Below are 19,395 nucleotides of genomic sequence, written 5' to 3' on the forward strand. Positions count from 1 at the left end.
GCTCGGGCGAGGGATACGCAAAATGGATTAATCACAAAAGTGGCAACTGCCTGATGAAAATCAAGCTTTCATACTTCTACCGTCTTTGTCGGCAAATCAGCCGTTTGAACGACGCGCCGGCCCCGAAAGACGCATACAAAAGGGCATTGCCTCAAGCTTTCCCGGATTGCCATGACCGTCTTCCAATTGAAACAGTTCGCATCCACCTCCGTCCACGCCGCAGCCGACGTGATCGGCTGGAACTACGATCGCGCCGAGATGATCGCCGACGGAATCATCCATGGCATCGGCGTCCTCGCCGGCCTCATCGCCGCGACCGTACTGGTGGTGCTGACGGCGATCTATGCGACCGCGATCGACATTGTCGGCGTCTCGATCTATGTCGCCGGCCTGCTCTCGATGCTGGTGTTGTCGGCGACCTATAATCTCTGGCCGATCTCGCCGGCCAAATGGCTGCTGCGCCGGTTCGACCATTCCGCGATCTACCTGCTGATCGCTGCGACCTACACGCCGTTCATCCTGGAAGTGAAGGACAGCGTGTTCGCGCTGGTGCTGCTCGCCGGCGTCTGGTGCGTCGCCATCCTCGGCATCGTGCTGAAGCTGTTTTACCCCGGCCGGTTCGACCGCGTCTCGGTCGGCATCTATCTCGCGATGGGCTGGAGCGGCCTCATGCTTTACGACGCCGTGGTCCGGGCGCTGCCTGCGCTGGTGCTGGGTTTCATCCTTGCGGGCGGCCTGTTCTACAGCTTCGGCGTGATCTTCCATGCCTGGCGGCGGCTGCGCTTCCAGAATGCGATCTGGCACGGCTTTGTCTTGGCCGGCGCGGCATGCCATTATACCGCGGTGCTCGACCTCGTGTTGAGCTGAGCAGGATCCGCGACGCGGAATAAGCGGCGCGGTATAAAGCGGTACAAGACAAGAGGAGACGTCGCATGCAGGTGACCGGCAAGGTCGTGGTCGTCACGGGCGGCGCCAATGGCATCGGCAGGGCGCTGTGCGAGGCCTTTCACCACGCGGGCGCAGCCAAGGTCGTGGTCGCGGACATGGATGCCGCCAACGCGCGGGCGGTCGCCGCCACGGTGAATGGAGCGGCGTTCAAATGCGACGTCGCGCAGGAAAAGGACATCACGCACGTCATCGAGGAGACCGAGCGGCAGTTCGGCCCCATTGATCTCTTCTGCTCCAATGCCGGCATCGGCGGCGGCTTCGATCCGATGTCGGAGAATGCCGGCGGCGCCTCCGACGAGCCGTGGCAGCGCAGCTGGGCGATCCACGTCATGGCCCATGTCTATGCCGCGCGGCATCTGATCCCCCGCATGAAGGCGCGTGGCGGCGGCTATTTCCTCAACACCATCTCGGCCGCGGGCCTCTTGTCGCAGGTCGGCAGCCCCGCTTATTCCACCACCAAGCACGCCGCGGTCGGCTTTGCCGAAAACCTCGCGATCTCGCACAAGGCCCACAACATCAAGGTCTCGATCCTCTGTCCGCAGGGCGTCGACACCAACATGCTGCGCTCGATCCCCAAGGGCCCGCAATCCGGCGACGGCGATCTCACGCCGGAGCAGGTGGCGAAGGACGTCCTCGCCGGCCTCGAGCAGGAAACCTTCCTGATCCTGCCGCACCCCCAGGTGCTCGGCTACATGCGCAAGAAGACCGAGAATTACGACCGCTGGATCGGCGGCATGGCGAAGATCCAGGCGAAGATGCGGGAGGAGTTCGGGAAGTAAGCGACGCTGTTTCCACGAACGACCTGTCATGCCCCGCCTAGTGCGCAATTGCGCACGGGGGCGGGGCATCCAGTACGCCGCGGCCTATCGATTGAACCATTGATGTCTCGGAGTACTGGATCGCCCGCCTTCGCGGGCGATGACACCGAGACTGCAGCTACGCCGCCGCCTCATCCTCCATCCGGCTCGCCCGCAGCGCCCGCGCATAGAGCGTCATGCCCTCGCGCACCGTACGCTGCTCAGCCGGCGTCAACGCCGCCAGCGCCCCGCGCACCTGCTGCCGGCCGAATGCGTGCAGCGCGTCCAGCGTGCGCCGTCCCTTCGGCGTCAGCGACAGCAGCTTGCTGCGCGCATCCGCCTCATCCGGCGTCTCCCGCAGTTCGCCGCAATCGATCAGCTTGCGCACCAGGCGGCTGACGCTGGATTTCTCCAGTCGGAGGAAATCGCCGAGCTCGCCTGAATTCATCGGGCCGCGGATGCCGATTTCCAAAATGGTGTGGACCGCCGACGGCGGATAGTCCGATGCCGCCACCGTGGCATCCATGAAGCCAAGCTCGCGCACCATCAGCCGCGAGGCGGCGCGGATGTCGTCGATCAGCGAAAGCTCGGCCATCTTGACTCCCGGCTTATAGTTGTATCATACAACTATATGCGCGCAACGAAGCGCGCAAGCGTTTTGGAGTGTGCCATGAGCGGAACTTTGCCATCGGGGATGCGGATGCGAGGTAAGGTCTGCCTCGTGACGGGTGGCGGCAGCGGCATCGGCCGCGCCACGGCGCTCCGGATGGCGTCCGAAGGTGCGGAGGCGGTCATCGTCGCGGGCCGGCGCGAGGCCGAGATCGACGCGACTGCCGCGGCGTGCCGCGAGCTCGGTGTGGAAGCGATCCCACTCAAGACCGACATCACGAAAGAAGAGGACGTCGCGCGGCTGGTCCGTGCGGCCATCGAGCGCTGCGGCCGTCTCGACGTCGCCTTCAACAATGCCGGTTTTCAGGAGCGCCGCGCGCCGCTGGAGGAGCAGGGCACCGAAACCTATGACAGCGTGTTCGACACCAATGTCCGCGCGCTGTTTTTGTGCCTGCGTCATCAACTGCCGGCGATGCTGGCGCAGGGGCGCGGCAGCATCGTCGTCAATGCCTCCGTCAGTGGCGTGCGCAACCCCAATCCCGGCTTCTCGCTCTATTCGGCCTCGAAGGCCGCCGCGATTTCGCTGACGCGTTCTGCCGCGATGGAGAATGCCCCGCGCGGCATCCGCATCAACGCCATCGCGCCCGGCCGCGTCGTTACCGACATGATGCTGCGCGCCGGCGTCGGCGATGTCGCAACCGTCAGCGCAGGCCTGCCGCTGCGGCGGATGGGCAGCCCGGAGGAGGTCGCGGAGGTCGTGGTGTGGCTGTCGTCGGATGCGTCATCCTATGTCGTCGGCCACGTGCTGGCGGCGGACGGCGGATTTCTCGCTTCGTAGCTTCGTTGTGGTGCGGCAGATTCGGTGTCGTAGCCCGGATGAGCGAAGCGTAATCCGGGAATCGTGCCACAAGCGCGTCGGCCCCGGATTGCGCTTCGCTCCATCCGGGCTACACGCGCCTCAATGCTTCTGCCCGTACAGCACCGGCACCGCCGAATCCACGATCACCTCGACAAGGCTCGCGCCCTCATGCGCCATCCCGCGCTTGAGCGCTTCGCCGAGCTCCGCCGCCTTGCTGACCCGCACCGCATGGCATCCCATGCCTTCGGCGAGCCGCACGAAATCGATCCCCGGCAGCTCGAGCCCGGGCACGTTCCGCACCTGCATCACCTGGCTGAACGAACGCATGGCGCCGTAGCCGGAATTGTTGATGACGACAACCGTCACTGGCAGCTTGCGCTGCGCCGCGGTCCACAGCGCCTGGATCGAATACATCGCCGAGCCGTCGCCGATCAGGCACACGGTGCGCTGCTTCGGCTTGCCGAGCGCCATGCCGACGGCGGCGGGCAGCGAATAGCCGAGGCCGCCGCTCGCCATGGTGTAAAAACTGTCCTGGCCCCGCATCGGCAGGAATTTTTGCATCGCCGGCCGATGCGAGGGCACCTCCTCGACCAGCGACGCCCCATCCGGCATTGCCTGCGACAGCGAATGCAGCAGGAATTCGATCGGCAGCGGATCGGCGGCCTGCGGCGCCGGCGGCAGCGCGCGGCCTTTTGGCGTGGCGCGCTTGCTCTCGGGCAGAAGGTCGAGCAGCATCGCGAGCGCCGGCTTCATCGTCGCGATGATGCTCGTGCCGACGGGCGTCACCGCCGCGGCGTCCGGATCGTCCGTGATCTGGAAGATCGTCGCGCCGCCGTCAAAGATCGCGGCATGGCCCTCGACATGGAAGGTGAACACCGGCGCGCCGATGACCACAACAAGATCATGCTCGCGCAGCGCATCGGAGAGCTGTGCGGGCGAAGCATGCAGGAAGCCTGCGAATTGCGGGTGGCGCTCGGGGAACGAGCAGCGCGCCGAGAACGGGCTGACCCAGACGCTGGCCTTGGCCTTCTCGGCCACGCGCACCATCAGATCGACCGCGCCGGCGCGGTCGACCCCGGGGCCGACGACGAGGGCAGGGTGCTTTGCAGAGCCGAGCGCCGCCACCAGCGCTTTCATGGCGTCCGGCTCGGGCCCGATCTCGCGGCTGACCTTGCGCGCCTCGACCGGCGCGCAGGCATGGGCCCAGTCGTCGATCGGGATCGACACGAAGGTCGGCCCGCACGGCGGCTGCATCGCAGTGTAATAGGCCCGCGCGATCGCGGCCGGGACGTCCTCGGGCCGCGCCGGCTCGACGCTGTACTTCACATAGGGCCGCGGGAACTCGGAGGCGCGCTCGGCGTAGAGGAACGCCTGGAGCGGCAGGATCGAGCGCGCCTGCTGGCCGGCGGTGATCACGAGCGGCGTCTGGTTGCGATGCGCGGTGTAGATGTTGCCGAGCGCGTTGCCGACGCCGGCCGCCGAATGCAGATTGACGAAGCCGGCATTGCGCGTCGCCTGCGCGTAACCGTCGGCCATGCCCACCGCGGAGGCTTCCTGGAGCGCCAGCACGTAGTCGATGTCGTCGGGCCAGTCGCTCAGGAACGGCAGCTCGGTCGAGCCGGGATTGCCGAACACCCTGTCGATGCCGAAGGCACGCAGCAGGTCGAGCGTCGCCTGCTTCACGGTGACGGACTTGCTGCCGGTCTTGCCGTTCTTGGACATTGGTTTCCGTCCCTTGTTGCTTATGGAAGGTAGCAGCCTCACCCCGTCATTGCGAGGAGCCCTTGCGACGAAGCAATCCAGACTGTCTCCCCGGAGGGATTCTGGATTGCTTCGCTGCGCTCGCAATGACGACGGGGAGACAGCGGTGACTCACCACACCGCCGTGCCCTTCATCGTCGGCTGCCCTTCCGCGTTCGCGGTCCACAGCTCGGTCCCCGTCTCGGTCTCGTTGGCGTTGATGGAGAACTCGGACCCTTCGAACAGCGGCTGCACGCCGCGATAAGTAAATTTCTTCGGCGCCTTGCCGCCGCGAAGCTTCGCCGCCATCTCGATGATCAGCGCCGCCTGCAGCGGGCCGTGGAAGATCAGGCCCGGATAGCCCTCGACCTTGGTGACGTAGTCGCGGTCGTAATGGATGCGGTGGCCGTTGAAGGTGAGCGCGGAATAGCGGAACAGCAGCACGGGATCGGAGACATGGGTCTCGCGGTGCTGCGCCTTCGGCGGCGGAGGCGGCGCCTTGGCGCTCGCGGGTGCGCTGCTCGTCATCTCGCGATAGACGATGTCCTGCCGCTCGCGGATGGCGGTGCCGCGCGGGGAGGAGATGCTGTGCTCGACCGAGACGAAGCACAGCGCGCCGGTCGAGCCCGTCTTCACCTGCACATCGGCGATGCGCGAGGTTCGCGTCGATTCGTCGCCGACGCACAGCGGCTGCAGGAACTCGATCTCGCCGCCGGCCCACATCCGGCGCGGCAGCGGCACCGGCGGCAGGAAGCCGCCGCGAGTGGGATGGCCGTCGGGGCCGAGCATCGACATCGGAAACACCGGCTGCGCCAGGCACCAATGCACCGTGAACGGCGCGGCGTCACCCTTGTTGGGCTCGCCCACGTCCTGGAACAGTGTCGCGCGAAGACCCTTCACGAGCTGCGCGCTGACGATGTCGGTGGCCTCCGTGCTGCGGCCGATCCATTGCCGCAAGTGATCGATATCGAGCTTCTCGGTCATGACGCCTCGCTCTGTTACTTCTTCTGGGGCTTTTCGCCGACCGCGGGCACGGCGCCGTAGGCGCGGGTCTCGCCGACGACGATCGGCGCCGGCGCGGGATAGCTGACGCGGCCGTTCGGCGTATCGACCTCGATGCGGCGCAGATGCGGATGGTTGGTGAGGTCGGCCATGGTGTTGACCTCGGCGAAGGCGATGTCGGCGTCCGAGAGCCGCTTGAGCAACTCGTCGCGCGTCATCCTGCCGAAGATGTCGGCGACCGTCGTGTCGGTGAAATCGCGATTACGCACGCGCTCGACCATGTTGGCGACGCGCGGATCGGCCGGAAGATCTGGCTGATCCAGCACCTTCACGCACAGCGTCTTCCATTCACGCTCGCTCTGGATCGAGATCAGGATGTCCTTGCCGTCCTTCGAGGTGAACACGCCGTAGGGCGCGATCGAGGGATGGCGCAGGCCCATGCGCTTGGGCGGATTGCCGGCCTCGGAGTTGAGCAGCGGCACGGTGCACCAGTCCGCCATCACGTCGAACATGGAGATGCGGATGTCCGCACCTTTGCCGGTGCGCCCGCGCCCGATCAGCGCTTCCAGGATCGCCGCGTGCGCCGTCGCGCCGGTCGCGACGTCCACGATCGACATGCCGACGCGCGAGGCGCCGTCGGGGTTGCCGGTGATCGAGGCAAGGCCGCTTTCGGCCTGGATCAGGAGATCATAGGCCTTGCGATGCGCGTAGGGGCCTTCGTCGCCATAGCCGGTGATGGTGCACGAGATCAGTTTGGGATAATCCTTCAGCAGCCGCTCGCGCGAGAAGCCGAGCTTGTCCATCGAGCCCGGCTTCAAGTTCTGGATCAGCACATCGGCGCTTGCGATCAGCTTCTCCAGCTCGGCGCAGCCTTCTTTCGTGGCGAGATCGACCACCGCCGATTGCTTGCCGCGGTTGAGCCAGACGAAATAGCTGCTCTGGCCCTTGGCTGCCGCATCGTAGCCGCGGGCGAAATCGCCCTCGGGCCGCTCGATTTTGATCACCTCCGCGCCGGCATCGGCCAGGCGCGAGGAGCAGAACGGCGCCGCGACCGCCTGCTCGACCGCAATCACCCTGATCCCGTCAAGTGCTCCCATGATGGTGGCCTCAGTACGAGCGCGGCATGCCGAGCACATGCTCGGCGACGAAGGACAGCACGAGATTGGTCGAAATCGGCGCGACTTGATAAAGCCGCGTCTCGCGGAATTTGCGCTCGACGTCGTATTCCTCGGCAAAGCCGAAGCCGCCATGGGTCTGGATGCAGGCATTCGCCGCTTCCCACGACGCGTCGGCCGCGAGCATTTTTGCCATGTTGGCCTCCGCGCCGCAGTCGAGCCCGGCCTCGTATTTGCGCGTGGCTTCCTTCACCATCAGCTCGGCCGCGCGCATCGAAGCGTAGGCCTTGGCGATCGGGAACTGGATGCCCTGATTCTGACCGATCGGCCGGCCGAAAACGCTGCGCTCCTTGGCATAGTTCGTCGCCTTTGCGATGAACCATTTGGCGTCGCCGACGCATTCGGCTGCGATCAGGATGCGCTCGGCATTCATGCCGGAGAGGATGTAGCGAAAGCCCTTGCCCTCCTCGCCGATCAAATTCTCCGCCGGCACCTTCATGTCGGTAAAGAACACTTCGGTGGTGGCGTGATTCATCATGGTGCGGATCGGGCGGATCTCGAGACCGTTGTTCTTGGCCTCGCGCATGTCGACGATGAACACGGAGAGACCATCCGTGCGCTTCTTGACCTGCTCCTTCGGCGTGGTGCGCGCCAGTAGCACCATCAAATCGGAATGCTCGGCGCGGCTGGTCCAGATCTTCTGGCCGTTGACGATGTAGCTGTCGTTGCCTTCCTTGCGCGCGAAGGTCTTGAGCGAGGAGGTGTCGGTGCCGCTGGTCGGCTCGGTGACGCCGAAGGCCTGCAGCCGTAACTCGCCGCTCGCGATCTTCGGCAGATATTTTGCCTTCTGCTCGGCATTGCCGTGCCGCAGCACGGTGCCCATCGTGTACATCTGGGCATGGCAGCCGCCGCCGTTGCAGCCCGCGCGCTGGATCTCTTCGAGGATGGCTGCGGCCGCCGAAAGCTTCAGGCCCGCGCCGCCATATTCTTCCGGGATCAGCACCGAGAGATAGCCGGCCTCGGTCAGCGCATCGACGAAAGCCTTCGGGTAGGCCATCTCGCGATCGAGCTTGCGCCAATATTCGCCGGGAAACTGCGCGCAGAGCTTTGCGACGGCTTCGCGGATGTCGGCATGATCTTCGCTGTGGTGTTCTTCACTCATGGCGTTTCCCATTGGTAGCGGCAGTCAAGATAACGCCGGCCAACCCTCTGGCGTTGTGAAAACATCGCCAGCCCCCTATGCTCATTTGCTATAGCGTATGGAGTAGCCTTCCAGGATTGGCAAGCATGGATTTCCGGCAGCTCAGGACCTTCAGTTGCGTGGCGGAGCTCGGCAGCCTCAGCAAGGCGTCCGACACGCTGCGCGTCGCGCAGCCGGCGCTCTCCAGGCAGATCAAGCTGCTGGAACACGAGCTGCGCACCGAGCTGTTCACCCGCAACGGCCGCGGCATGGTGCTGACCGAAGCAGGGCGTCTCTTGCTGGCTCGCACCTCCGGCATCGTGCGGCAGATCGACCAGATCCGCGACGACATCCAGTCGGCCAAGGGACCGCCGTCCGGGCAGGTCGTGCTCGGCCTGGTTCCGACCGTGAGCTGTGTGCTGTCGGCGCGCTTTGCGCGGCGCTGCGTCGAAAAGTTTCCCGGCATCACGCTGCGCATCGTCGAGAGCTACAGCGGTCATCTCGTCGAATGGCTGCATCGCGGCGAGATGGATCTCGCCATCCTCTACGGCCGTTCCGCCGATCTGCACCTCAATGTGCAGAGCCTCGGACGCGACAACATCGTCGCGGTCGGCCCGCGCGGCTGCGGGCTTGCGCGCAAGAAGAGCGTCGACATCGGCTGGCTGCTGCGGCAGCGCCTGGTGCTGCCCAGTCATTCCCACGGCCTCCGCGCGCTGATCGAGCACGCCGCCGCCCAGCGCAAGATCAAGCTCAACGTCCAGTTAGAGGCAGATTCGTTCCGGGTGCTGACGAGCCTCGTCGAGGAAGGCCTCGGCTTCGCGCTCTTGCCGCCCTCGTCGGTCCACGGCGAGGTCGCGGACGGGCGGCTGGAAACGACAGTCGTCTCGAAACCGATGACGCGCGAGCTCATTTTTGCTTCTCCGATCGACCGCCCGCCCTCGACGGCCTCGCTGGCCGTCACCGCGCTGTTGCGCGAGGAGGTCGCCGCCTGCCGCAAGGAAGGCGTGTGGGACATCAAGTTGAGTTAGCGCTCGTGTCGTAGACCAGCCGCGCGCGGTCGGCCCTTCGCATCCTTTGCGAGCTGTCATGCCGGAATTTTATAGCTGGGCTAGGGTCGCCCACTCTTAGCCCCACTCTCGGCGTCATTGCCCGCGAAGGCGGGCAATCCAGTATCCCAGAAGCCGCAGTGCTTGAGCCGAGAAGCCGCGGCGTACTGGATGCCCCGCCTTCGCGGGGCATGACAGTGAGAATTGGAGAGGCGGCCCCCTCCAAGGTCGTCCCGACAGCAGCGCCTATCCCGGAATCCTCACCGGCAGCGACTCATATCCCTTGATGAAGCTCGAATAGATCCGCTTCGGCTCGCCGACCACCTCGATGCGGTCGAAGCGCTTGAGCATCTCCTCCCAGACGATCCGCAATTGCAGCTCGGCGAGGCGCATGCCGACGCAGCGGTGGATGCCGAAGCCGAAGGAGAGATGCGTGCGCGGGCGGGGCCGGTCGATGATGAAGTCGTTCGGGTTCTCGAACATCTCCTCGTCGCGGTTGCCGGAAACGTACCACATCACGACGCGGTCGCCCTTTTTGATGTGCTTGCCGCTGATCTCGGTGTCTTGCAACGCCGTGCGCCGCATATGCGCGAGCGGTGTCTGCCAGCGGATCACCTCGGGCACCATGGAATCGATCAACTCGGGATTTTCGCGCAGCTTGTCGTACTGCTCCGGGTTCTCGTTCAGCGCCAGCACCGAGCCGGACATGGTGTTGCGCGTGGTGTCATTGCCGCCGACGATGAGCAGGATGATGTTGCCCATGAGGTTGTCGGGGTCCATGAAGCGCGTGGCGTCATTGTGGGCCATCAGCGACAACAGATCGTTGCGCGGCGCGGAATTGACGCGCTCGTTCCAGAGCTTCGACATGTAGGCGTAGCACTCGTCCATCTCGCGGCGGCGCTCTTCGGCGGAGGCGACGATGCCGCTCTTGGGCAGCGCGGTCGCGACGTCGGACCAGCGCGTCAGCTTGCGCCGCTCCTCCCAGGGGAAGTCGAACAGGGTCGCCAGCATCTGCGTCGTCAGCTCGATCGAGACCCGCTCGACGAAATTGAAGGTCTCGTTGCGCGGGAGGTTGTCGAGCACGGTCTGCGAGCGCTGCCGGATCAGCTTTGCCATCTCGTCCAGATGGGCTGGCGTGAACATCGGCGAGACCGTCTTGCGCTGCGCCGAATGCCTGGGCTGATCCATCGCGATGAAGCTCGGCCAATCGTAACCTTCCGGCACGTCGCGGATGCCGATGCCGCCGAGCGTGGAGTCCGAGGAGAAGATGCCGTGATTGGTATCGACATGCATGATGTCGTTGTATTTCACCACGGACCAGTACGGCTCGATCGGCGCATTGGTGCAGTAATGCACCGGCTCTTCCTTGCGCAGCCGCTCGAACCACGGCCACAGCGTGTCGTCCTGGAACAGCCTCGGCGCGCCGGGATGGAACTGCGCCAGCGGTGTCGCATAGGCCTCCTCGCGCGCCCGGCGCATGCGTTCGGCCTTGTCCACTTTAACCGGCGCTTGGATGTTCATGGTTGTGGCTCCAGTTGGTTCTTCCTTCACCTCGCCCCGCTTGCGGGGAGGTCGGATCGCATCGTTAGATGCGATCCGGGTGAGGGGGACTCTCCGCGAGCCCAATTCTCTCCGTCCCCGTGGAGACTCCCCCTCACCCCGACCCTCTCCCCGCAAGCGGGGAGAGGGGGAGTTCTTCGTTCACGCCGCAATCTTCACCGGCAGGGTTTCCAGTCCCTTCACGAAACTCGAATAGACCCGCTTCGGTTCGCCGACCACGTCAATATGGTCGAAACGCCTAAGGATCTCTTCCCAGATAATCTTGAGCTGGAGTTCGGCAAGACGCAATCCGACGCAGCGGTGGATGCCGAAGCCGAAGGACAGATGCGTGCGCGGGCGGGCGCGGTCGATGATGAAATCGTAGGGCTTTTCGATCGCCTCCTCGTCGCGGTTGCCCGAGACGTACCACATCACGACCTTGTCACCCTTCTTGATCTGCTTGCCGCGGAACTCGAAATCGGAGAGCGCGGTGCGGCGCATATGCGCGAGCGGCGTCTGCCAGCGGATCACCTCGGGCACGAAGCTGTCGAGCAGCGCAGGATTCTCGCGCAGCTTGCGATACTGCTCCGGGTGCTGGCTCAGCGCGAGAAGCGAGCCCGACATGGTGTTGCGCGTGGTGTCGTTGCCGCCGACGATCAACAAGACGAGATTGCCGAGGAAGTTCTTGGCATCCATGTCGCGGGTCGCCGCGCCATGCGCCATCATCGACAAGAGATCGCTCTTCGGCGGCTGTTCGATGCGTTCCTTCCACAGCCGCGAGAAATAGCCGGCACATTCGGTCAGCTCGGCCAGCCGTTCGTCCTCGGTCGCGACGAGGCCGTCAGGCCCGGGAATGGTGGTGGCGATGTCGGACCAGCGCGTCAGCTTGCGGCGGTCTTCCCAGGGGAAGTCGAACAGCACCGCGAGCATCTGCGTGGTGAGCTCGATCGAGACCTGGTCGACCCAGTCGAACACCTCACCGCGCGGCAGATTATCCAGGCACTCGGCCGAGCGCTTACGGATGTTGATGGCGAGATTGTCCAGATGCGTGGGCGTGAACATCGGCGCCACGGTCTTGCGCTGCGCGGCATGGCGCGGCGGGTCCATCGAGATGAAGCTCTCGCGGCGCAGGTCGGGATCGATGTCGCGGATGGTGATGCCGCCGAGCGCCGAAGCCGAGGAGAACACCGAATGGTTGGTCTCGATCTCCATGATGTCGTTGTAGCGCGTCACCGACCAGTACGGCCCGAACATCGAGTCCTTGCAATAGTGCACGGGGTCCTCGCGGCGCAGGCGGTCGAAATAGGGCCAGAACGTATCGGTCCTGAACAATTCAGGATCGCCGGGATCGAACTGCTCCAGCGGCAGTGATGACGCGCGCTCGCGCAATGCGTCGAGCTTGGACGCGCTCTCCATGGTCCCGTGCATGACCGTCTCCCTGGCTTCCCCCGCGCCTTTTTATGAATTCTGCGCTGCGGGATTTGATTTGCAATTACAGCCGGTTGTCTGCGCCGGAGCAAGGGAGAGTTTTGCCACATCCAACCTTTGCGAGAGGGATTGGGCGGACGTCACGGGGATGTGTCAACGTGATCTCCCGCACGCCGTTTGTCATGAAATCCTGTCAGAAATCGGCTGGAATCGAGCTAAATCGAACCCGCCCATCTTGGGGTTCGACTAACCCCTGATCTATAAGTTTGATCCCGACAGGTCCGCACCCCGAGGTTGCCGCCGTGAACGACATGCAATGGACCCCGATCGGGTCCGAACCCTTACCGCCGCCGCTGCCGCCGACGCGGGTCGATTTCACCGGCAACCGCACCGAGTTCCGGAAAATGGTCACCAAGGGTGCCATGCTGGAGCTGGTCACCTTCGGCTTCTACCGGTTCTGGCTGGTCACCGACATCCGCCGTCATCTGTGGTCGAACACCGCGATCGACGGCGACGCCGCCGAATACACCGGGCGGGGCAAGGAGCTTTTGATCGGCTTCCTGTTCGCGCTCGCGATCCTGGTGCCGATCTATCTCGCCTATTTCCTCATCGGCATCGAGTTCGAGCGCTGGCAGGGCTTTGCCTCGACGCCGCTGTTCATCAGCTTCTACGCCTTCGGCCAGTTCGCGATCTTTCGCGCGCGGCGCTATCGCCTGACCCGCACGGTCTGGCGCGGCGTGCGGTTCTGGATGGACGGCTCGGGCTGGGCCTATTCGTTCCGCGCCATGGCGTGGGGCTTGCTCGTGTTCCTCACGCTCGGCCTGGCGCTGCCCTGGCGCGAGGCTTCGCTCGAACGCTACAAGATGCGGCACACCCATTTCGGCGATCTGCAAGGCGAGTTCGAAGGCAACGGCTGGACCTTCTTCAAGCGCGGCTGGTGGCTGTGGCTGCTCAGCCCGATCGCGCTCATCATTTTCCCGCTCGCCCCGTTCTTCTATGCCGAGTTCAAGGCGCGCGAATGGCGCTGGTGGCTCGAGGGCATCCGCATCGGCGGCGTCAGCGTGTCCTCGGAGTTGCCGCACAATGCGTTCTATGGCCTCTACTGGAAAGTGATCGGCTGGTGGATGCTGCTCTCCACCATCTTCGGTTTCTATCTCGGCGGAGCCACCATACTCCTCGTCAAGCTGAGCGGCCTGCCGGCCGAGCAGGCGTTCGGGCCCGACAATGCCACCAGGAACATCCCGATGATGGTGGCGATGGTCATCGGCTATCTCGCGTTGGCACTTGCGATCAACATCGTCATGCGGGTGTATCTGCAGCGCGACATCTGGGCCAAGGTGCTGGAAACGGTCGAGGTGCACAACATCGGCGCGGCTGCGGACGTGCGCGGCAGCGGCGAGCTTGCCAGCGCGCTCGGCGAAGGCTTTGCCGACGGGCTCGATGTCGCGGGATTCTGATCTGTGAGTGAGCTGTCCACCGAGGCCCCGGCGCAGTCCGCCAAGCCGACCATCTTCTTCGACGGCGTTTCGAGCCGCAGGCGGCAGGTGACGCTCGCGCTCGGCGATGCGCTCGAGATCGTCGAGGAGGGCGAAGCGCCGGTGCGCTGGGCCTATGCCGACATCCGCCGCGCCGACAGTCCGGCCGGCATCTTGCGGCTGTCCTGCACGACCGCGCCGCTGCTGGCGCGGCTCGAGGTCCGCGACGTCGCGCTGGCCACGCAGGTGATGGTCCGCTGTGCGCGGCTCGACGAGCACCAGACCTCGCGCCGCGGGCTGGCAAAAATCGTCGGCTGGTCGGTGGCCGCCGCCGTCTCCATCGTCTGCGTCGTGCTGTTCGGCGTGCCGCTCGCCGCCGACCGGCTCGCGCCGCTGGTGCCGAAGCCGATCGAGCGCCGCATCGGCGATGCCTCCGAAGTCCAGGTGAAGACCATCTTCGGCCGCAGCGTGTGCGAAGAGCCCGCGGGCAAGGCCGCGTTCACCAAGCTCGTCAACCGCCTGCGCGATGCCGCCGGCCTCGACGATGATGCCATGACCGCCGGCGTGCTGCCGACGGCGGTGCCGAATGCGTTCGCGCTGCCGGGCGGCAAGGTCTACGTGCTGAGGGGCCTGCTCGACAAGGCGCAAAACCCCGACGAGCTCGCCGGCATCCTCGCCCACGAGCTCGGCCATCTCAAGCATTACGACAACATGCGTGGGCTGATCTACAACGGCGGCACCTCGTTCCTGATCGGCCTGTTGTTCGGCGACGTCACCGGCTCGAGCGCCGTGATCTTCGCCTCGCGCAGCGTGGTCGAAGCCTCCTATTCGCGCGAGGCCGAAACCGGCGCCGACACTTTCGCGATCGAGATCATGCACAAGCTCGGCCGCTCGCCGAAGCCCGCCGCCGAGCTGATGTTCCGCATCACCGGCAAGGAAGGCGGCAGCGGCTTCACGATCCTCGCCAGCCACCCGCTGACCGAGGACCGCCTTGCGCGGATGACGAAAGAGGATCGCCCCGCCAGCGGCCCGCCGCTCTTGACGGACAAGGAATGGCAGGCGCTGAAGGGCATCTGCGGCAGCGGGAAGATTTAGGGCGCGTACCCATAATTCCAGCAAAAGTCTGTTTCACCTCTGAAAGCAGACATCACGGCGTCGAAGACCGAGGACTACTGGGGGCCAAGAAGAGACATCCGGGCCGGAGCGCTGACTAACCTGGCAGCGCTCCAACGAAGGATATGTCGAGGTCCTTCTTCGTCCGCTATGCCGATCGGCGACCCAGCGACCTGTATCAACGCCGCGGGTCGACAGCGAAGTGCGAGGTGACGTTATCGATCTCGCCGCGGGTAATGCCCATATCCCTTAGTTCTCTATCATTTAGAGAGTACAAATCGGCTTGCGCCCTCTTTCGTTTTCGCCTTGCTTGAAACGCAACCCAATAAGTTTCGAAGAAACGGAAGGCACGCTGTGTCGAAGGGATGGAAGGGATGGTCTGTCCCAACTCGTTCGTCTTCATAGCTGCACCTCTCGAGCCTGCTTTGGCTTGAAGACTGTCAAAGCAAGTGCCGGCGCGCTTAATGAATGGCTTACATTTCCTTTACCGCAGGCTTATTCTTTGTATTTCACTCCAGATTAGAGCGCCTTTTGATATCCGAAGACTACCAAGGAGAATGGTGCTTTGCGCTATGTCTTTGAGGACTACGTCTTTGACACGGACCGGCGCGAGCTGCATCGCGGAAGCGACGTGGTCGCTATCGCGCCGCAGGTTTTCGATCTGCTCGATTACCTGATCAGAAATAGGGAGCGTGTCGTCACAAAGGACGATCTCATCAGAGCTGTTTGGAATGGACGCATCGTTTCGGATGCCGCACTGACGACTCGCCTCAACGCCGCTCGGAACGCGATTGGCGATTCTGGCGAGAAACAGCGCCTAATCAAAACGTTGCCGCGCAAGGGCTTCCGCTTCGTTGGCGCAGTGCAGGAGGCGCAGTCTATTGGGGCGCTCGTCGTTGCCGATGAGGGCGACCTGAATCGCAAAAGCGTTGCCCGCCCGGAACATCCCTATACTGTGCTCGGGGATGAACTTGGCTTGGGGACTGACGACGGAGGAGCGGCGTCGATGCCGGCTTTGGCACCGCGCTTGTCTATTGTTGTTCTACCATTTACCAGCATCGGCGGTGATCCCGAGCAAGAGTATTTTGCCGACGGCGTGACCGAAAGCCTGACTACGGACCTATCGCGCATCAGAAGCTCGTTCGTAATAGCCAGCAGCACATCGTTCAACTTCAAGGGCAAAGCAGTTGACGTGAAGCAGGTCGCGCGTGAATTGAAGGTCCGCTATGTGCTGGAAGGCTCCGTGCAGCGAAGCGGAAATCGGCTTAGAATTAATGTGCAACTGATCGACGCGGAAACAAGCAATCAGCTATGGGCCGAACGCTTCGATAAGTTCATCGCCGACCTTTTCGATATGCAGGACGAAATCGTATCAAGGCTCGCCAATACGCTGGATGCCCAGCTCATTGCGGCCGAGGCGCGGCGAGCCGAGCGTTCGTTACATCCAGACGCAATGGAATTGTATTTCCGAGGTATTGCATGCCTACACAAGGGGCTGACCAACGAACACCTGGGGCAAGCGCGAAGCTTCTTCGAGCGCGCCTTGGTGCTCGATCGCGATAACATCGAAGCACTCGTTGGCGCGGCGGCAGTCGACTTCAATAAGGCCGCTAACTTTGGTGTTGACGATCGGGCCGTGCTCCTCGCGACGGCCGAGGCGACCTTAATGAGGGCGTTGTCGCTGGCTCCGCAATACGCCGAGGCTCACATGTATCTGGGCGCCGTTCATATTTTTATGGGGCGCGTCGCCCAGGGCATTGTCGAATGTGAGCAGGCTTTGTCGCTGGATCGCAATCTCGCGAATGCTCACGGCTGGATCGGTCTTGCCAAGCATTTTCTTTGTCATGCCGAGGAGACCGAGACCCATGTCCGTGAAGCGTTGCGCCTCTCACCCCGCGATGTGTTCGCGCACCGGTGGATGATGTGGGCTGGCATTGCGAGCGTTTACCTCGATGCCAACGCCGAGGCGGTCGCCTGGCTGCGCCGGAGCGTCGAGGCCAACCGCAATTTTCCCCTCGCGCATTTCCATCTTGCTGTCGCGTTTGCGCTGCTTGGGTCGCTCGAAGAGGCCCGCGCCGCCGCGGAGGCGGGGCTAGCGTTGGATCCAGCCTTTACCATCCGCCGGTTCCAGAGCCAGTCACCCAGCAACAGTCCGAGTTACTTAGCGCGGCGCGAACGCTTCTACGCGGGCATGCGTATGGCCGGGGTACCTGAAGGGTGATGTCAGACATGGGTCACGATCAGACATCCCGGACTTTGCCCAGCTTGTCCCCTAAGTCCCTGCACCGGGACCGTGAGCAGCACCAAAGCAAACGACATGGCTGAACAAATGATCCTGGCGGCTTGTGATCGGCGAACCACTTTCGTCATCAGTGCGTGTCCGAATGGTTGGTGTCGGGGTCGCGGATGCACCGCGCCAAGCGGCCGTGTCTTGGTCGCTGGCAAGGAATTTTCCGTTCAGAAACGACGGGAAGCCCGTCCACTGTGTCAAACAAGAATCTAGGTTCGCCGCTTATCGCGTCCCGTAGGCGCGATCGCCGGCATCGCCGAGGCCCGGCAGGATAAAGCCGTTCTCGTCGAGGCCTTCATCCACCGCAGCCGTCCAGATCGGCACGTCCGGATGCAGTCCGCGCAGCCGCTCCAGTCCTTCCGGGGCGGAGATCAGGCAGGCGAGGCGGATATCCTTGGCGCCGCGTTCCTTCAGCCGGTCGATGGCAGCGACGGCCGTGTTGGCAGTGGCGACGACAGGCGTCACCACGATGGCGAGGCGCTCGCCGAGATCGGACGGCGATTTGAAGAAGTACTCAACCGCGGCAAAGCTGTGCGGCTCGCGATAGAGGCCGATATGGGCGACGCGCGCGGTCGGGACCAGGTCCATCATGCCGTCGACGAAGGTCGTGCCGGCGCGCAGCATCGGCACGAACACCAGCTTCTTGCCGGCGATTTTTGCCGAGTGCATCGTCGCCAGCGGCGTCTCGATCACGGTGTCAGCGAGCGGCAAATCGCGCGTCACCTCGTAGCACAAGAGCATGCCGATCTCCTTGATCAGCTCGCGAAACGATTTGGTCGAGATGGATTTGTCCCGTACCAGCGTCAGCTTGTGCTGCACCAGCGGATGATCGACGATCGTGACGCCTTCCATGATCGGCTACCTTTCTTCCTTCTCCCCTTGCGGGAGAAGGTGGCGCGAAGCGCCGGATGAGGGGTTCTCTCCACTTGCAATACCGTTGGTGAGGATAGAGACCCCTCACCCGGCTTCGCTTTCGCGAAGCCACCCTCTCCCACAAGGGGAGAGGGTTTAGAAAACCGTGCCGTCGCTGATCACCCTGAGCGGCGGCGAACCATCGGGGCGGCGCGCAAAGGCGATGGCGCGGCCCGCGGCCCAGCTGCCGCCTTCCAGGATGCTGGCGAGCGGCAGTGTCTCGGGCGTGCGGCCAAGTTTTGCGCGAACCAATTCGGCGAGACGGTCGAGCAACGCGACGGTCAGCGCGCGCCATTCGACGACGAGCAGGGAATCCACCTCATGCGCACGCTCGGCATCGGCAGCGTCGCGCAGGCGCAACACCTCGTGATCGACGAACAAGCCGCCATTGCGGTACTCGGCAAGCCCGGTGAGCCCATCGATGTCCGTGACCTCAAATCCAGCCCGCTGGAGTGGCTCGATCAGCGAGTAGCTCAGCCATTGCGACAGCTTGTGCAGCGGCACGAGGCCCGCGGTTGCGTCATCCGTCTTGAGCGCCGGATGGCGCCAGCAATCGCCGAGCGGGACACCCGCGAGCTCGAGCCGCGATGGCCAGATCGGCCCTAGCTGGTTCAGCACCGCGGACAGGATGGCGGGCGCGGGAATGGCCCCGTCCGTAGCCTGCGCAGCGATGTGGTCGAACAGGCCGCCCGGCCGCGGCGTGTCTTGCAGGCCGAAAATCTCCGCACGGTCCGCAACGAGTTCGCCCAGACGCCGCAGCAGATCGGTCCGTCCCTCGAGCCCAAGCAACGGATTGGCATCGTTCACCTGGAACGCGGATGTGAGCGCGGCGAGCGGCAGCTCTGCGAGCACGCCCGCATCGACCCTGAACGGCGCGCGGGTATCGCGCGAGAAGAGGCCGCTCGCGAACATATCGAGGCTGGCGATCGCAAGCCCCTCGGACCGGCCGATGCTTTCCCCCGTCACCGCGTCGCGATAGCGCCACGCGGCGCCCGCGCCGGCATCGAGCAGCACGCTGACGATGGCGAGATCGAACTCGGCGCGCGCCCGCGCTGCGCGATCCGGCCATGATGCAGCGTCGGCGAACCGCGCCCAGCGATCGACGCCGCCAAGCACAAAATGCCGCCAGCGCGCATGGAACGGAATGTCCAGCGTCGGATAGGCTTTTCGCGTGACTGCGAGCACGGCCTCAGCGACGCCGTCCATGCGGTCGAGATCGATCGTGAAGTGGCTCAAACCGCCGGCGAGGCCGGTCTCGAGCATCTGCCCAGCCCGTGCGCGCACCGCTGTCGCGGTGAGCAGCGAGCGTGCCTGTCGTTCCAAAGCGTCCGCCATCGCGCGA

General features: G+C 64.2%; 17 protein-coding genes. 7 read left to right on the forward strand and 10 right to left on the reverse strand.

The features are described from left to right. Window positions 1-171: 171 nt before the first annotated feature. Both QA642_RS07760 and QA642_RS07765 read left to right on the forward strand, forming a co-directional pair. Complete coding sequence (locus QA642_RS07760) at window positions 172-867, forward strand: hemolysin III family protein (RefSeq protein WP_283084138.1); 696 nt, start codon at window positions 172-174, stop codon at window positions 865-867. Between the two features lie 65 nt (window positions 868-932). Next, the gene (locus tag QA642_RS07765; protein WP_283084139.1) at window positions 933-1,727 is read left to right on the forward strand and encodes an SDR family oxidoreductase; all 795 of its coding nucleotides are present in this window, start codon (window positions 933-935) and stop codon (window positions 1,725-1,727) included. A gap of 157 nt (window positions 1,728-1,884) precedes the next feature. Here QA642_RS07765 and QA642_RS07770 read toward each other — a convergent pair whose 3' ends face one another. Further along, window positions 1,885-2,340, reverse strand: a complete 456-nt coding sequence (locus QA642_RS07770; protein WP_283084140.1) for a MarR family transcriptional regulator — start codon at window positions 2,338-2,340, stop codon at window positions 1,885-1,887. Window positions 2,341-2,415: 75 nt separating this feature from the next. On the opposite strand from QA642_RS07770, the gene QA642_RS07775 reads away from it, so the two are divergent. Continuing rightward, the gene (locus QA642_RS07775) at window positions 2,416-3,192 is read left to right on the forward strand and encodes a glucose 1-dehydrogenase (RefSeq protein ID WP_283084141.1); all 777 of its coding nucleotides are present in this window, start codon (window positions 2,416-2,418) and stop codon (window positions 3,190-3,192) included. Window positions 3,193-3,312: 120 nt separating this feature from the next. On the opposite strand, the gene mdlC is transcribed toward QA642_RS07775, so the two are convergent. From mdlC to QA642_RS07795, 4 genes are all read right to left on the reverse strand, one after another. Beyond that, window positions 3,313-4,935, reverse strand: coding sequence for a benzoylformate decarboxylase (gene mdlC, locus QA642_RS07780; RefSeq protein ID WP_283084142.1), 1,623 nt, complete (start codon window positions 4,933-4,935; stop codon window positions 3,313-3,315). Between the two features lie 150 nt (window positions 4,936-5,085). Further along, window positions 5,086-5,937: a MaoC family dehydratase N-terminal domain-containing protein gene (locus QA642_RS07785; protein ID WP_283084143.1), complete on the reverse strand. Its 852-nt coding sequence runs from the start codon at window positions 5,935-5,937 to the stop codon at window positions 5,086-5,088. Window positions 5,938-5,951: 14 nt separating this feature from the next. Beyond that, window positions 5,952-7,052: a CaiB/BaiF CoA-transferase family protein gene (locus QA642_RS07790; RefSeq protein WP_283084144.1), complete on the reverse strand. Its 1,101-nt coding sequence runs from the start codon at window positions 7,050-7,052 to the stop codon at window positions 5,952-5,954. A 10-nt stretch (window positions 7,053-7,062) separates the two neighbouring features. Continuing rightward, window positions 7,063-8,232, reverse strand: a complete 1,170-nt coding sequence (locus tag QA642_RS07795; RefSeq protein ID WP_283084145.1) for an acyl-CoA dehydrogenase family protein — start codon at window positions 8,230-8,232, stop codon at window positions 7,063-7,065. Between the two features lie 125 nt (window positions 8,233-8,357). Between QA642_RS07795 and QA642_RS07800 the strand changes: the two genes are divergently transcribed. After that, window positions 8,358-9,278, forward strand: a complete 921-nt coding sequence (locus QA642_RS07800; protein WP_283084146.1) for a LysR substrate-binding domain-containing protein — start codon at window positions 8,358-8,360, stop codon at window positions 9,276-9,278. Between the two features lie 264 nt (window positions 9,279-9,542). Here QA642_RS07800 and QA642_RS07805 read toward each other — a convergent pair whose 3' ends face one another. Together QA642_RS07805 and QA642_RS07810 are read right to left on the reverse strand one after the other, a co-directional pair. Continuing rightward, complete coding sequence (locus QA642_RS07805; protein WP_283084147.1) at window positions 9,543-10,817, reverse strand: cytochrome P450; 1,275 nt, start codon at window positions 10,815-10,817, stop codon at window positions 9,543-9,545. Between the two features lie 180 nt (window positions 10,818-10,997). Next, complete coding sequence (locus tag QA642_RS07810; protein ID WP_283084148.1) at window positions 10,998-12,263, reverse strand: cytochrome P450; 1,266 nt, start codon at window positions 12,261-12,263, stop codon at window positions 10,998-11,000. A 311-nt stretch (window positions 12,264-12,574) separates the two neighbouring features. Between QA642_RS07810 and QA642_RS07815 the strand changes: the two genes are divergently transcribed. Together QA642_RS07815 and QA642_RS07820 are read left to right on the forward strand one after the other, a co-directional pair. Continuing rightward, entirely contained in the window at window positions 12,575-13,720 is a 1,146-nt protein-coding gene (locus tag QA642_RS07815; protein WP_283086823.1) for a YjgN family protein, read from the forward strand. 3 nt (window positions 13,721-13,723) lie between these two features. Then, complete coding sequence (locus tag QA642_RS07820) at window positions 13,724-14,833, forward strand: M48 family metallopeptidase (RefSeq protein ID WP_283084149.1); 1,110 nt, start codon at window positions 13,724-13,726, stop codon at window positions 14,831-14,833. Window positions 14,834-15,029: 196 nt separating this feature from the next. On the opposite strand, the gene QA642_RS46475 is transcribed toward QA642_RS07820, so the two are convergent. Then, window positions 15,030-15,254, reverse strand: a complete 225-nt coding sequence (locus QA642_RS46475; RefSeq protein ID WP_349253829.1) for a DUF1127 domain-containing protein — start codon at window positions 15,252-15,254, stop codon at window positions 15,030-15,032. A gap of 162 nt (window positions 15,255-15,416) precedes the next feature. Between QA642_RS46475 and QA642_RS07825 the strand changes: the two genes are divergently transcribed. Next, window positions 15,417-17,072, forward strand: a complete 1,656-nt coding sequence (locus tag QA642_RS07825) for a winged helix-turn-helix domain-containing tetratricopeptide repeat protein (protein ID WP_283084150.1) — start codon at window positions 15,417-15,419, stop codon at window positions 17,070-17,072. Between the two features lie 291 nt (window positions 17,073-17,363). Here the strand turns inward: QA642_RS07825 and upp are convergent, their stop codons facing one another. Next, a complete protein-coding gene (gene upp, locus QA642_RS07830; protein WP_283084151.1) occupies window positions 17,364-17,993 on the reverse strand; it encodes a uracil phosphoribosyltransferase in 630 nt (209 codons plus the stop codon). A gap of 156 nt (window positions 17,994-18,149) precedes the next feature. Next, entirely contained in the window at window positions 18,150-19,388 is a 1,239-nt protein-coding gene (locus QA642_RS07835; RefSeq protein WP_283084152.1) for a URC4/urg3 family protein, read from the reverse strand. Window positions 19,389-19,395 lie beyond the last annotated feature (7 nt).

This window comes from Bradyrhizobium sp. CB2312 (genome assembly GCF_029714425.1).
In the GTDB taxonomy this organism is placed as follows: Bacteria; Pseudomonadota; Alphaproteobacteria; order Rhizobiales; family Xanthobacteraceae; genus Bradyrhizobium.